Annotated in this window: 11 protein-coding genes and 1 pseudogene; 2 read left to right on the top strand and 10 right to left on the bottom strand. The window is 72.4% G+C overall.

Features of this window, described 5'->3' with window-relative positions:
• Window positions 1–103 precede the first annotated feature (103 nt).
• Window positions 104–1,075 carry a LacI family DNA-binding transcriptional regulator gene (locus MRBLWH3_RS01700; protein ID WP_363428090.1) on the top strand — a complete coding sequence of 324 codons (972 nt, stop codon included), beginning with the start codon at window positions 104–106 and terminating at the stop codon, window positions 1,073–1,075.
• Between the two features lie 152 nt (window positions 1,076–1,227).
• Here MRBLWH3_RS01700 and galE read toward each other — a convergent pair whose 3' ends face one another.
• Window positions 1,228–2,205 (bottom strand): UDP-glucose 4-epimerase GalE, encoded by a 978-nt coding sequence (gene galE, locus MRBLWH3_RS01695; protein WP_363428088.1) that lies wholly within the window; start codon window positions 2,203–2,205, stop codon window positions 1,228–1,230.
• Between the two features lie 119 nt (window positions 2,206–2,324).
• Window positions 2,325–3,017 (bottom strand): ThuA domain-containing protein, encoded by a 693-nt coding sequence (locus MRBLWH3_RS01690; RefSeq protein WP_363428086.1) that lies wholly within the window; start codon window positions 3,015–3,017, stop codon window positions 2,325–2,327.
• A gap of 86 nt (window positions 3,018–3,103) precedes the next feature.
• Between MRBLWH3_RS01690 and MRBLWH3_RS01685 the strand changes: the two genes are divergently transcribed.
• Window positions 3,104–4,231: a glycerate kinase gene (locus tag MRBLWH3_RS01685; RefSeq protein WP_363428084.1), complete on the top strand. Its 1,128-nt coding sequence runs from the start codon at window positions 3,104–3,106 to the stop codon at window positions 4,229–4,231.
• 105 nt (window positions 4,232–4,336) lie between these two features.
• On the opposite strand, the gene MRBLWH3_RS01680 is transcribed toward MRBLWH3_RS01685, so the two are convergent.
• From MRBLWH3_RS01680 to MRBLWH3_RS01645, 8 genes and pseudogenes are all read right to left on the bottom strand, one after another.
• Window positions 4,337–4,684: a CU044_2847 family protein gene (locus MRBLWH3_RS01680; RefSeq protein ID WP_363428082.1), complete on the bottom strand. Its 348-nt coding sequence runs from the start codon at window positions 4,682–4,684 to the stop codon at window positions 4,337–4,339.
• Window positions 4,685–4,695: 11 nt separating this feature from the next.
• Window positions 4,696–6,459, bottom strand: a complete 1,764-nt coding sequence (locus tag MRBLWH3_RS01675) for a CHAT domain-containing protein (protein WP_363428080.1) — start codon at window positions 6,457–6,459, stop codon at window positions 4,696–4,698.
• 181 nt (window positions 6,460–6,640) lie between these two features.
• Window positions 6,641–6,889, bottom strand: a pseudogene (locus MRBLWH3_RS18430) (LacI family DNA-binding transcriptional regulator); the annotation flags it as partial.
• A 147-nt stretch (window positions 6,890–7,036) separates the two neighbouring features.
• Window positions 7,037–8,059 (bottom strand): LacI family DNA-binding transcriptional regulator, encoded by a 1,023-nt coding sequence (locus tag MRBLWH3_RS01665; protein ID WP_363435204.1) that lies wholly within the window; start codon window positions 8,057–8,059, stop codon window positions 7,037–7,039.
• Window positions 8,060–8,299: 240 nt separating this feature from the next.
• Window positions 8,300–9,178 (bottom strand): sugar phosphate isomerase/epimerase family protein, encoded by an 879-nt coding sequence (locus tag MRBLWH3_RS01660; protein WP_363428078.1) that lies wholly within the window; start codon window positions 9,176–9,178, stop codon window positions 8,300–8,302.
• Complete coding sequence (locus tag MRBLWH3_RS01655; RefSeq protein ID WP_363428076.1) at window positions 9,175–10,392, bottom strand: dihydrodipicolinate synthase family protein; 1,218 nt, start codon at window positions 10,390–10,392, stop codon at window positions 9,175–9,177. Before MRBLWH3_RS01655 ends, MRBLWH3_RS01660 begins: the two co-directional genes overlap by 4 nt.
• A 5-nt stretch (window positions 10,393–10,397) precedes the next feature.
• A complete protein-coding gene (locus tag MRBLWH3_RS01650) occupies window positions 10,398–11,600 on the bottom strand; it encodes a Gfo/Idh/MocA family protein (protein WP_363428074.1) in 1,203 nt (400 codons plus the stop codon).
• Between the two features lie 146 nt (window positions 11,601–11,746).
• The gene (locus tag MRBLWH3_RS01645) at window positions 11,747–13,051 is read right to left on the bottom strand and encodes an alpha-galactosidase (RefSeq protein WP_363428072.1); all 1,305 of its coding nucleotides are present in this window, start codon (window positions 13,049–13,051) and stop codon (window positions 11,747–11,749) included.
• Between the last annotated feature and the right edge of the window lie 236 nt (window positions 13,052–13,287).

Here is a 13,287-nt window from a genome sequence, read left to right as displayed (position 1 = left end):
GATAGCAAGTCGGCTATGTTATCGTCAACACGGATGCCGCAAGCCGACCTCACGTCGACGGCTCCGGCGGATCGGGGTGGGGATGACGGCAAGACGCGTGTCGATGGCGGACGTCGCGGAGCGCGCGGGCGTCTCGGGCCAGACCGTGTCGCGGGTGGTCAACGCCAGCCCCCGTGTCGACCCCGAGACGCGGGCCCGCGTCGAGGCGGTGATGAGGGAACTCGGCTATCGTCCGCATCGCGCCGCGCGCGCTCTGCGCACCGGCCGCACCCAGACCATCGGGCTCGTGGTGTCGACCCTCGCTTCGGTGGGCAACTCCCGCATGCTGCAGGCGGTGGCGGATGCCGCGGCCGCCCGCGGCTACGCGCTCACGGTCGTGACGCTCGGCGCGGCGGGCGACGTGGCCGCGGCCTTCGAGCGGCTGGTCGAGCAGGGCGTGGATGGCGCGATCGTGCTGAACGAGGCCACAGCGCGGGTGCGCGGTGCCGACGTCGGCGCCCCCGGGCTGCGCCTCGTGGTCGTCGACTCTCCGCGTGACGACCGTTTCGGCGTGGTCGAGACCGATCACGCGGCAGGCGCGAGGTCAGCGGTCGAGCACCTGCTCGGGCTCGGGCACGCGACCGTCCAGCACCTGTCCGGCCCCGAGGGCTCGTTCGCCGCGGCGGAGCGCGAGCGCGGATGGCGCGACGCTCTGGGGGCCGCCCACGCCGCGGTGCCGCCCGTGGTGCGCGGTGACTGGACCTCCGCGTCGGGCTTCGCCGCAGCATCCGCTCTTCTCGGACCGGGCGCGACCGCTGTCTTCGCCGCCAACGATCAGATGGCGCTGGGGGTGCTCCGCGCCGTCGCGGAGTCAGGCCGCGCGGTGCCGGGCGACGTCAGTGTGGTCGGCTTCGACGACGTGGCGGATGCCGCGGACTACCGCCCGCCCCTCACCACCGTGCGGCAGGACTTCGACGCGCTCGGCTCCCGCGCGGTCGCGGCGCTCATCGACGGCATCGAGGCCGGCGCGCCCGCGGCGTTCGAGACCGTGCCGACACGCCTCGTCGTCCGCGAGAGCACCGGGCCCGCACGCTGAGAAGACCCCGCTCTGGGGGCGGATCGCCGGATCGCCGGATCGGCGGATCCGAGATCCGGACTCTGCCTGTGTGTGCGGACTCAGTGGCGCCGCCGCGTCCGGAACGGTGCGAACGTCCGAATCCGGAACCGCTCGGGGGTGGGACGGATGCCTCAGCCGGCGGCCCGGCGGGCCTCCCAGCCGGTGCGGACCATCTCGTCGACGGTGTAGCGGTTCTTCCAGTCCAGGTCGCGCGCCGCGAGCTCGCCGGTCGCGACGATGCGGTCGGGGTCGCCGGGGCGTCGGGGGGCGATCTCGGGCGTGAAGTCGATGCCCGTGACGCGGGCCATCGCGTCCATGATCTCGCGAACGCTCAGGCCGTTCTGCGAGCCGAGGTTGTAGGCGGGCTCGATCGGGCGGTTCGCGAGCAGGCGCTGAGCGGCCGCGACATGGGCCGCGGCGATGTCGGCCACGTGCACGTAGTCGCGCACGTTCGTGCCATCGGGGGTGTCGTAGTCGTCGCCGTTGATGCGCGGCGTCTTACCCGCGAGCAGGGCCTCGAACACGAGGGGGAAGAGGTTGTGCGGGCTGGTGTCGTACACCGACGGGTCGCCCGAGCCCACCACGTTGAAGTAGCGCAGGGCGGTGTAGCGAAGGGCGTGGTCCGATTCGGCGGTCGCGATCGCCTGGTCGCGGATGATCCACTCGCCGATCAGCTTCGACTCCCCGTAGGGCGAGGCGGGGCGCTTGGGCAGGTCCTCGGTGACGAGCGGCACGTCGGGTGTGCCGTACACGGCGGCCGACGACGAGAAGACGAGGTTCGAGACCTCCGCCGCCTGCATCGCGGCGAGGAGGGCGCACGTGCCCTCGACGTTCTGCGCGTAGGTGTGCAGCGGGCGCTGCACCGACACGCCCGCGTACTTGAACCCGGCGAGGTGGATGACGCCCTCGATGCGGTGCTCGCGGAGCGTGCGCTCGACGAGCTCGCCGTCGAGGATGGAGCCCCGCACGAGGGGGACGCTCTCGGGCACGAACGACGCGTGCCCGCTCGAGAGGTCGTCGATGACGACAGAGTTCAGGCCCGCGTCTGCGAGCGCACGGACGATGTGGGCGCCGATGTAGCCGGCACCTCCGGTCACGAGCCAGGACATGTCACTCCGGATTCAGGTGGGGGCGGGTACGCCGGGCGGCGCCGCATCCATTCTGCCCGGTCGGACGGATGCCCCGTTCCCGACCGCGATCGCACGCTCGCCGGGCGGTGCGCGCTGCCTCAGGTGCGCGCCGCCCAGCGCGCAGCGCGCTGCAGCAGAGTCACGTGCGCGGGGGAGTCGTACGAGCGTTCGTCGTGGCCGAGCGCGGAGGCCACGGCGCGCGTCGGATGCTCCCGCACCCACACCGCGGCGTGCTCGGCGCCGTCGACATCGTGCACCGCGAGGACGCGCGCGCCCGCGTCGACCACCAGGTCGCTGTAGCGCTCGTCGAAGACGTCGAGGGGCGGCATCCCTTCGCTCACCGGATGTTCACCGTCGACGACCCTCACCCGCGCGTGTCCGACCGGCGGGTGCCACGAGAATCCCGGCTGCCATTCGCCGCCGATGGCCGCGCGCCAGGCCGGGTGGTCGCGCAGGCTCGAGAGCGCGGCGTGCACCGCGACGAGCCCGATTCCGCGGGCGATCGCCGCCCGCAGGCCCGCGTCGGCGGCGGGGTCGGAGCGATGGCCGATCTCGGTCGCGCCGTCGCGCCACGGATCGCCGGCGTTCACGACGAGCAGGTCGAACCCGTCGAGGTGCGCGAGCGCGCGATCGACGTCACCATCGACCGTGACCTCCCACCCGTCGGCGCGCAGAGCGTCCGCGATGCGGGCCGACGTGGCGGGGAACGGATGCCACGGGTCGGCATACCGGCCGGTGCCGCTGGCGATCACCGCACGGGGTGGATTGGGCTCGGCTGGCAGGTGGTCCATGGATAACATACTCTGCAGGATAACGCTTTCCCGTAAGGAACGAGCCGGAGACGACGAGAACTCGCCCGCCCGAGGAGAATGACGCCATGGCCCATACCGTCGTGATCGCGCCCGATTCGTTCAAAGGAACGATCGGCGCGGCGGCAGCCGCCGAGGCGCTCGCCGCAGGCTGGCGCCGCCAGCGCCCTGACGGCGAACTCCGACTGATGCCCATGGCCGACGGCGGCGAGGGCACGGTCGACGCCTTCGCGGCCGCCGTACCGGGTGCCCGGCGCATGCCGGTGACGGTCACCGGTCCCGAGGACGCACCCGTCGAGGCGTCGTGGGTGCTGCTGCCGGCGACGCCCGACGCACCCCACGGCACCGCCGTCGTCGAACTCGCGAACACGAGCGGCATCGAGCTGCTCGGCACGCCGCCGCGCCTCCGCGCCTTCGATGCGCACACGCGCGGCTTCGGCGAGGCGATCGCCGATGCGCTCGCGCACGGGGTGTCGTGCCTCGTGCTCGGGATCGGCTCGAGCTCGTCGACGGACGGCGGCACCGGCATGCTGACGGCGCTCGGCGCCCGATTCACGGATGCTGCGGCCCGGCCGGTCGCCGGCGGCGCACGCGGTCTCGGCACGCTGACGGCGGCCGACGTGTCGGGACTCTCCCCTCTTCCGTCCGGTGGCGTGACGGTGCTGAGCGATGTGACCAACCCCCTCCTCGGACCCCGGGGAGCTGCGGCGATCTTCGGCCCGCAGAAGGGCGCCGGCCACGAGGACATCGCGGTGCTCGACGCCGGCCTCGCGCGACTCGCCGCGCTGGTCGACGCCGACCCCGAGGCCGCGGGGGCCGGCGCCGCCGGTGGTACCGGGTTCGGCCTACTGGTGTGGGGCGCGCGGCTGGTGCCGGGCTCAGCGGCGGTCGCGGAGCTCGTGGGACTCGACGCGGCAGTGGCCGCAGCATCCGTCGTCGTCACCGGCGAAGGGTCGTACGACGGCCAGTCCGCGGCGGGCAAGGTGCCCGCGCACGTCGGCGCTGTGGCCGCGGCCGCCGACGTGCCGGTGGCGCTGGTCGCAGGCCGCATCGCGGCGGATGCCGACACCTCGGGCTTCGCCGCGACGGCCTCGCTCACCGAGCTCGCAGGCTCCGGCGAGGCCGCGATGGCCGACACCGCGCGGTGGCTCGAGGAGGCAGGGGCGCGGCTGGCGCGCGAGCTCGCTCGCGGCTGAACTGTCTCTTCGGCTCAGTCGTTTCGGCTGCGGGCAATGCAGCGCTCGTTCGCTCAACGACCGGTGGGAGAAGGGCCGCCCCGCGCCGCCGCGTCCAGGCGCGGTTCAGTGCGACGTGTCGCGCTGCCAGGTGATGGTGACTTTGAAGTTCGCCTGCACCGCCGTCGACGCGATCACGGCGCCGAGGTCCGCCGACATCGCGATCCCGAACTCGACGGTGACCTCGCTCGGCGGGTGCGGGCCCGAGCGGGCCGCATCGAGGACGGCGGCCGCCGCGGGCTGGACCCGCTGCACCACCGTCTCGAACGACTCGCTCGCCTGAGTGACCACGGCCTCGGAGACGCGCCCGCGCAGGACCGGCCCATACGGGTCCTGACCACCGCCCGGCCCGCCGGAGGCGACCACCACCGACCCGCCATCGCCCAACGGGAACTCCACCAGATTCGCGACCATGCCCACCCTCCCTACTGATTCAGCGTCACGACAGCGCCGAACTCGCCGCTGTTGTTCTCGAGGTCGGTGTCGTTGATTCCGAGCATCAGGCCACCCTGCGCCGGACACACGTAGGTGGTGCCGGTCCCGACGGGGAACCGCTCCGGTGTCGTGTCGAGCCTTCCGATGACCGACCCCGTGTTGGCGTCGGGGAGGACGCGGGCCTCGGGCCGCTCTTCGGCGGGCAGGCCGTCCGGGCCGATCTGCGAGTCGGCCGTCTCGTCGAGCCAGCCGCGCCCGCTCACCTCGATCACGAACTCGTCGCCGAGGGTGCAGTAGAGCCCGACGTCGACCCAGTCGACGTCGAGAGGGACGGCGAGCTCGGCGGTGCTCGGCTGATCGCCTGACCCGCCGGCTCCGCCCGGGTCGGGGCCGAACGGAATCAGGAGGAGAGCGGTGACGACGGCGCCGATCGCGACCACCGCCGCCCCGCCCGCGAGCGCCCAGCGCCGCCACGTCGGCCGACGCGTCGCGCGTTCCCCGGCGGGGGTGGGGGCCCGCGATCCCGGCACCGACGCGTCGGTCGATGTCCGTGCGGACGCCGCCTGCGTGCGCGGGGGAGCGGCGCCCGGGGGGCGACCGGTCGCGTCGGCGGGAGCGGGCGAACGCGGCTCGGCGCTGTGGTCCGTCGGCACCGATCCCAGATCGAACAGTTGGGCGTCCCCGCGGAGGTAGAGCACGGGAGTGACCCATTCGAGGGTTCCGCGACCTGCGCCGAGGATGCCGATCCGGCCGCTGCGGACGGCCTCATCGATGCCGCGGTTGTGGGCGAGCGCCGTGTAGAACCCCCGCGAGAAGGCGAGCGCGGCGTCGTCGCTGATCGAGAACTGCATGGCCGCGACGGCGTGTATGCCGCTGCGCGCCAGTGCGGCGGCGGTTCCCGAGAACAGATCCGTCGGTCCGCCGGTGCCGGACTGGCAGGAATTGAGCACCACGAGGCGGGGGGTCGGCTCGGCTTCGTCGAGCAGGTCCGCGAATGCCGACGCCGACACATGGTCCGCCCGGCCGTCGCGACCCACGAATGCCAGAACACCTTCGTCGGTCGCCGTGTCGTACGCGCCGTGACCGATGAAGTGCAGCACGTGCCACGATCCCTCGAGCAGCTTCGCGTGCAGGCCGTCCCACGTGAGGTCCTCGAGCCAGCTCAGCTCGACGCGCCCGTCTTCGATGTGCGGCCCGAGAGCCTGCTCGAGTCGCTCGCGCTCCACCTCCACATCGAGCATCGGAAGACCGCGCGGCGACGAGATCATGCCGAGAACCCGGAGGGGCGGCGCGATCCGGAGGACGGGCGTGTGGGCAGCCGGCACGTTCCGGACGAGCGGCTCCTTGCGGCAGAGGTAGCGGTCGGTGTCGGCGTCGTACAGCGCCTCCCACGGCAGTGCGGCGAGTCCGGGCGCCGTGAGGCGCAGGGAGACCTGCACGCTGAGCCCCCGCTCCGAGGCGACGGCGAGGCTCGTGCGGTACGCCGTGCCCACGCTCCCCGCGAACGCCGCATCGAAAAGTCGGCGGCCGACGTCCTGCAGCACCGCTTCGGTGTCGGACATCACCCGTCGGGTCGACACCGCCGACGACAGCACGCTGGCCTCGAGCAGCGGCCGCCGATCCACGAGCTCATCGAGATCGAGGTGGAAGGTCTCGGTCGGCTCGCCCCCGCCGACCGATCGCAGCACGCGCGCGACGTACGAGCCCGGCTCGGGTCCGGGCCCGATCTCCAGCTCCATCACGGCGGGGTCCATTTGCGCTCATTGTCCCGCCGCGCGTACTCCCGCAACAGTGGGCTCAGGAGGGCGCAGGGCCCGTCGTGCCGCGGATGGTCAGCTCGGGGAGGACGGTCAGCGGATGCCCCGGCTCGGTGCCCTCGAGCAGCTCGCGCAGGCGTGCCCACGCCTGCATGCCGAGCTCCGACGCAGGCACGGCCGCGGCGGCCGGGCTGAGCCCGCGCAGGATCGCCTGGAACGTCGGGTTGCCGAGGTCGGGAACGACCACCGCCACGGTCTGCGTCCGTCCGAGCACGAGGCTGCGCGCGACGGGGCTCGGGGTGCAGTCGAGCTCGGCGGCGGCCTCCTTCACGCGCTCGGTGAGAGCGGGATCCACCGTGGGGTTGCCGTTCAGCGCGCGGGACACCGTCGAGAGCGACACCCCCGCCCGGGCGGCGACGTCGGCGATGGTGACGCGCGTCGATCGGTCGGCGCGGGAGGGCGAGGCATCCGTGTGACTCCCTCGGTCTCGGCGCGCTCAGCCTGCCCTGAGGCGTTTCCTCACCCCCGAATCTGCCCGGCCGGCGGCTCCCCGCCTCGCTGGACGACCGCCCGGTCAGCTGCGCGGCGGAGTGCTCCCGCGCAGGATCACCTCGAGCGGGAGCTGCGGCTCGGCCTCCCATTCCGGGTCGGTCGCCGCGTGCAGAGCGTGGTAGCCGAGATCCTCGAGGGGCACGCGCACGGTCGTCAGACCGGGTCGGATGTCGCGACCCGTAGCGATGTCGTCGAAGCCGGCGACCGCGATGTCGGCGCCGACCTGGCGTCCGGCGTCGCGCACGGCCGACATGATGCCGATGGCGACGACGTCGCTGATGCCGAAGATCAGGGTGCCGGCCGGTACGTCGCCCTCGAGCAGCTCCGACGCGGCCACGTAACCGGCGTCGCGGGTGAACCCGGCGCGACGGACCTCGCGCACCGTCCCGCCCGCATCTGCGAAGCCCTCGCTGAAGCCCTGGACGCGGTCGTCGGAGGTGCGGATCCCCTCGGATGCCGCGAGCACGATCGCGTCCCGATAGCCGAGGCCCGCGAGCCGGCTGCCGAGCGCCGCCGCACCGCCGCGGTTGTCGATTGCGACCGAACGCGCGGGGCCCCCGCCGGGACCGACGACGACGACGCGGCCGCCCATGTTCGAGAACGCTTCGAGCTCGCCCTGGAGGCCGGCGGCGTCGGGGCCTTCCACGCGGGAGGCCGCGAGGATGAGGCCGCGGGGCCGTTGTCCGCGGAGGGCCCGCACCAGTCTGACCTCGCGCTGCGGATCGCGCTCGGTGATCGCGATCGTGACGACGAGGCCGGCCTCGTCGGCGCCGCGCGCGACGCCGGAGGCGAGCTGGCCGAAATAGGGGTCGGCGATGTCGGCGACCAGGAGTGCGACGATGGCGGCGGTGCCTCGCGCGGTGGCCTGGGCGGAGAGATTGGCCGTGTAGCCGAGCTTCTCGGCTGCGGTCTCGACGCGCTCGCGGTAGCTCTCGGCGACCTTTCGCGTCGAGCCGTTGAGCACCCGCGACGCGGTCGCGAGCGAGACCCCAGCCTCGCGCGCGACATCGTGGAGGGTGGCGGCGCCTCGGGTAGGCGCGATCATGTCGCTCACAGGCCAGAGTCTAGAGCCTGTGTCCGGTTCCGGCGATAGATTGGCAAGCGATTTCCCTCTGGTTTTCCCCAGTTGAGGAACCGATGCCGCGGGGGCGGTGACGCTGCGGCTGCGCGAGGTGCGTTTGCTGTCCGCGGCCTCCGGCCGCTGGGCAACCTCGGCCCGGGCCCGCGAAGACGAAGCGCCCGCGGGGGCCAAGAACCCCGCGGGCGCTTCGAGCTGGACCCGTCGTCAGCCGGCGACGCGGGCGCGGAGGTGGGGCGAGACGGATGCTGCGAACCCGGCGGCCGTGCGCTGCACGGCGACGAGCGGGTCGGTCGCCCAGATCTCCGCGTTGAAGATCTCGACCTCGATGTCGCGGTCGTAGCCGGTCGCCTCGGCGGCGCGGGTCAGCGACGCGAAGTCGATGACGCCGTCGCCCGGGTAGTGGCGGCTCAGCAGCGGGTCGGCGGCCAGCGGGGTCTTCCAGTCGCACACCTGGTACGTCGCGATGCGGCCCTCGCGGCCCGCGCGCTCGATCGACGACAGCACGTCCGGGTCCCACCAGATGTGGAACGTGTCCACGGTGGCGCCCACGACGGCCGGGTCGAAGTCGGCGGCGATGTCGAGCGCCTGCCCGAGCGTCGTGACGACGCACCGGTCGGACGCGTACATCGGATGCAGCGGCTCGATGGCGAGCGTCACGCCCGCGGCCGCTGCATCCGGTGCCAGCTCGCCGATGGCGTCGCGCACGCGCTCGCGCGCGCCGACCAGGTCGCGGGAGCCGTCGGGCAGCCCGCCGGCCACCAGCACGAGGACCGCAGTCGAGCCGTCGGCGCCCGCGGCCGCCAGCGTCGCGGCCTCCTCGATCGCGACGCGATTGTCGTCGATCGATGCGCGGCGTGCCGGGCCTTCGGGCATCGTGAAGAAGCCCGAGCGGCAGTGCGTCGTGAAGCGCAGACCCGAGTCGGCGAGCATCGAGGCGGCTGTTGCGAGACCCACCTCCTGCACCGGCTCGCGCCACAGGCCGATCGCCTGCACGCCCGCCTCGGCGGTCACGCGCAGCGCGGTCGCGAGGTCGGCGTATTTGATGGTGGCCTGATTGATCGAAAGGCGCGGATCCGCGGTCACGCGATCACCCCCGGAACATCGATCCCGTTGTGGCGCAGCATCCCGTGCCAGCGGATCGCCGCGAGCTCCGGACGCTCGAAGGCGAACGACGCGTTCGCGAGCTCGACGATGCGCGAGAGGTGCGGAAGGCTCCGCGCCGAGTGCAGGCCCCCGACCATCTGGAACGCCGGCTGGTGGCCGTTCAGCCACGACAGGAACGCGACGCCGGTCTTGTAGTAGTACGTCGGCGCGGCGAACACCTGGCGGCTGAGCTCTTCGGTCGGGCCGAGGATCTCGAGGTACCGTGCGGGGTCGCCGGCGTCGAGCGCCTGGATCGCCGCCGACGCCACCGGCGTGATGGCCGCGAAGGCGCCCAGCAGGGCGTCGGAGTGCTGACGCGGGCTCTCGACGCTGCGCTCCGGCTGGGTCGCCTCGGGCACGTCCTGACCCCCGATGAGGCCGACGTAGTTGAAGTCGTCGCCGGTGAACATGCGCACACCCTCGGGCAGGCGCTCGCGCACCGAGACCTCGGACGCGGCGTCGAGCAGGCTCATCTTGACGCCCGCGACCTTGTCGACGTTCTCCTCGATGATCTCCAACAGCACCGCCGATGCCTCGCGCCAGTCGGGGGAGCCGAAGTAGCCCTCGAGCGCCGGATCGAACGCCGCGCCGAGCCAGTGCAGCACGACAGGCACGGTCGCCGACTGCAGCACCTCGCGGTAGACGCGGCGGTAGTCGTCGGCTGATTCGGCGACGCGCGCCAGGTGGCGCGACGCCATCAGCACGGGGCCGGCGCCCTGCTCCTCGGTGAAGTGCAGCTGCTCCTTGTAGGCGCTGATGACCTCGTCGATGGAGATGCGCTCGGCTTCGACGTGGTCGGTGTTGACCCCGACGACGACCGAGCCGCCCTCCTCGCGGGCGACCTCGGCCGACCGCGCGATGAGGTCGCGGGTCGCGGCGGCGTCGAGACCCATGTTGCGCTGGGCGGTGTCCATGGCGTCGGCAACGCCGAGACCCCACGAGTACACGGCGCGACGGAAGTCCAGGGTCGCGTCCCAGTCGACCTCGGCGGGTCGACCCGGGGTGTTGTCGGCCCAGGTCTTCGGCACGACGTGTGCGGCGGCGTACGCCACGCGGCTCTGGAGCGGTCCCCCGGGCTTGAGATAGCCAGGGGGCTCGTTCAGCTCGGCGGCCGAGAGCGCGCCGTCGCCTGCGAGAAGTGTGAGCGTGGGCATTCTGATCAGTCCAGCGACAGCGTGGGCAGTTCGACCTTGCGGCCCTCGCGGCTCGACTGCAGGCCGGCCTCGGCGAGCAGCACGCCGCGCGCGCCCGACAGCAGGTCGAACTCGTAGTCGGTGCCCTCGACGTAGGAGACGAGGAACTCCTCCCACTGCTGACGGAAGCCGTTCTGGAAGACGTCGTTCGTGGGAACCTCGGCCCAGTCGGCGTCGTAGTCGTGGCCGTCGGCCAGGTCGGGGTTCCACACCGGCTTCGGGGTGGCGTTGCGGTGCTGGATCTTCGCGCCGAAGAGGCCCACCACGGCGGAGCCCTGCGTGCCGTCCACGTGGAACTCGACGAGCTCGTCGCGGTTCACGCGCACGGTCCACGACGAGTTGATCTGCGCGACGATGTCGCCCTCGAGCTCGAAGATGCCGTACGCGGCGTCCTCGGCGGTGGCGGTGTAGTGCTCGCCCTTCTCGTCCCAGCGGTCGGCGATGTGCACGGCGGCCTGCGCGTAGACGGTCTTGACCTCGCCGAACAGGTTCTCGAGCACGTAGTTCCAGTGCGGGAACATATCGACGATGATGCCGCCGCCGTCTTCGGCGCGGTAGTTCCACGACGGGCGCTGGGCGGGCTGCCAGTCGCCCTCGAAGACCCAGTAGCCGAACTCGCCGCGCACCGACAGGATGCGCCCGAAGAAGCCGGAGTCGATGAGGCGCTTGAGCTTCTGCAGGCCCGGCAGATACAGCTTGTCGTGCACGACGCCGGTCTTGACGCCGGCCTCTTGCGCGAGCTTCGCGAGCTCGAGGGCCTCGTCGACCGTCTCCGCCGTGGGCTTCTCGGTGTAGATGGTCTTGCCGGCGGCGATCGCCTTGCGCAGCGCCGATGCGCGGGCCTTGGTGACGAGGAAGTCGGCGTAGATCTCCCAGCGGGGGTCCGCCAGGGCGGCGTCGAGGTCGGTCGTGTAGTCCTCGATGCCGTGCTTCGCGGCGAGCTCGGCGAGCTTGGCCTCGCTGCGGCCGACGAGGAGCGGCTTCACCGTGACCTTGGTGCCGTCGGTGAGCTCGATGCCGCCCTGCTCTCGGATCGCGAGGATCGAGCGCACCAGGTGCTGGCGGTAGCCCATCCGGCCCGAGACGCCGTTCATGATGATGCCGATCTCACGCACGGTGGGACGGGCGGACGCCTCGGCTGATGCCGGGGCGAGAGTCGTGTCGGTCATGAGGTCCTGCTTTCTGCTCGGAAGGCTGTGGGCACCCGGGATCCGGCTTCGGGGATCGGACCGATGGGTAAACGCTTTCCAACAGTGTGCCATGCGACCGGATGCTGCGCAAGCGCTTTCCCGGCAGCATCCGGTCACGCGCTGTATCAGGCGCGCAGCAGCTTGCAGCCGTGTGGCTCGAGGGTGATCCGCACAACGGAGCTGCCGGGGGCGACGCTGCGGGCGGCATTCGACTGCTCATGGACGGCTTCGACGGGAACGGATGCCGCGTCCCAGAGGTCGGTGACGGCGGCCGGTGCCGGTCCGAGGCCGAGGGAGCGGGTGTCGAACGGCACTTCGCGTGCGTGATCGGCGGTGTTGAAGACGGCGACCCAGCGGGTGTCGTCGCGCTCGGCGGTCCAGACCACGAGGTCGTGCTCGCGCAGCAGCTCGCGGTTGCCGGTGGAGTCGCGGAGGATCTCGAGCACGTCGTCGTTGGTGAACAGGGCGATCGTCTCGGGTGCGCTGGCGGGCAGGTCGCCGCCGATCATCAGCGGAGAGCGGGCCATGACCCACAGGGTCACGAGGGTCCGGCGCTCCGCGAGGGTGAGCGCGCCCTCGCGGGGCTCGCCGCGCTCGGCACGGATGCCGATGCGGCCGAGCGGGAGCATGTCGGCGTCGGGCCAGCCGTCCGGTCCGGCCAGCGGCGCCCAGCGCGCGAGACGGGCGAAGTTCGCCTCGACGTCGTCCCACCGATCCCACAGGTCGTCGCAGATGCGCCACATCGTGGCGTGGGCGCGAAGGTGCTCGAGGTGTGCGGCCGACAGGTCGCGGCCGGGCGACAGCGACAGCGCGATCTGTCGCGGCGCCGCCTCGATCGCGGCGGAGAGGGCTTCGATCTCGGCAGCCTGGTAGGGCCACAGCATGTCGTCGGCCTTGATGAAGTCGACGCCCCAGTGCGCGTACTGGTCGGCGAGCGAACGGTAGTAGGCCGCCGCGCCGGGCGCGCGGTGGTCCAGGCCGACGTAGTGCGGGTTCCACTCGCAGGCGTTCGCCGGGTCGGCGATGTCGGCGGCGGTCGCCTCCGCGCCCCGCACGGGCAGGTCGCGATCGACCGCGATCCTCGGGATGCCGCGCATGATGTGGATGCCGAACTTCAGGCCCAGCCCGTGGATGCGTGCGGCGAGCGGCCCGAATCCGGCTCCGCCGGACGCGGAAGGGAACCGCACCGGATCGGGCTGCACGCGCCCGTACTCGTCGATCACCAGCGGGGCGGACTCGTTGTAGCCGTGCGCGCGGGCGGTGGGGTCGGCCCAGTCGATGTCGACCACGATCGTGTCCCACCCGTGGCGGAGCAGGTGCGCGGCCAGGAACTCGGCATTGGCGAGCACCTCGGCCTCGGTCACCGTCGTCCCGTAGGAGTCCCAGCTGTTCCACCCCATGGGCGGAGTGGCAGTCTTGCGCAACGTCATCGCTGTCTCGTCTTCCTGTCGTGCTCGTGTCGGCGGATCTCGCGCCACAGGGCGCGCGGGCCGATGCGGGCGTCGTCGAGCGTCAGATGCACGCCGGTGTCGCGGCGCAGCGGAAGGATGCGCACCTCGACGCGGCCTCGCCCCGATGTCGATCCGACAATGGTAGGCGCCTTCCGACGCGGGGGAGCGGCCGAGGAGCGTTCGCCGTCGTCACCTCGGCGTCACGAGGGGACATT

Origin of the sequence: Microbacterium sp. LWH3-1.2, assembly GCF_040675855.1 — a bacterium.
In the GTDB taxonomy this organism is placed as follows: Bacteria; Actinomycetota; Actinomycetes; order Actinomycetales; family Microbacteriaceae; genus Microbacterium.
This window is presented reverse-complemented; position numbering and strand designations above follow the sequence as displayed.

Bases quoted from the DNA above. Each gene is read 5' to 3' on its own strand.
- MRBLWH3_RS01675 (WP_363428080.1), bottom strand. From the start codon at position 6,459: ATGGACCCCGCCGTGATGGAGCTGGAGATCGGGCCCGGACCCGAGCCG.
- MRBLWH3_RS01700 (WP_363428090.1), top strand. From the start codon at position 104: ATGGCGGACGTCGCGGAGCGCGCGGGCGTCTCGGGCCAGACCGTGTCG.
- MRBLWH3_RS01680 (WP_363428082.1), bottom strand. From the start codon at position 4,684: ATGGTCGCGAATCTGGTGGAGTTCCCGTTGGGCGATGGCGGGTCGGTG.
- MRBLWH3_RS01665 (WP_363435204.1), bottom strand. From the start codon at position 8,059: ATGATCGCGCCTACCCGAGGCGCCGCCACCCTCCACGATGTCGCGCGC.
- MRBLWH3_RS01690 (WP_363428086.1), bottom strand. From the start codon at position 3,017: ATGGACCACCTGCCAGCCGAGCCCAATCCACCCCGTGCGGTGATCGCC.
- MRBLWH3_RS01650 (WP_363428074.1), bottom strand. From the start codon at position 11,600: ATGACCGACACGACTCTCGCCCCGGCATCAGCCGAGGCGTCCGCCCGT.
- MRBLWH3_RS01655 (WP_363428076.1), bottom strand. From the start codon at position 10,392: ATGCCCACGCTCACACTTCTCGCAGGCGACGGCGCGCTCTCGGCCGCC.
- galE (WP_363428088.1), bottom strand. From the start codon at position 2,205: ATGTCCTGGCTCGTGACCGGAGGTGCCGGCTACATCGGCGCCCACATC.
- MRBLWH3_RS01645 (WP_363428072.1), bottom strand. From the start codon at position 13,051: ATGACGTTGCGCAAGACTGCCACTCCGCCCATGGGGTGGAACAGCTGG.
- MRBLWH3_RS01685 (WP_363428084.1), top strand. From the start codon at position 3,104: ATGGCCCATACCGTCGTGATCGCGCCCGATTCGTTCAAAGGAACGATC.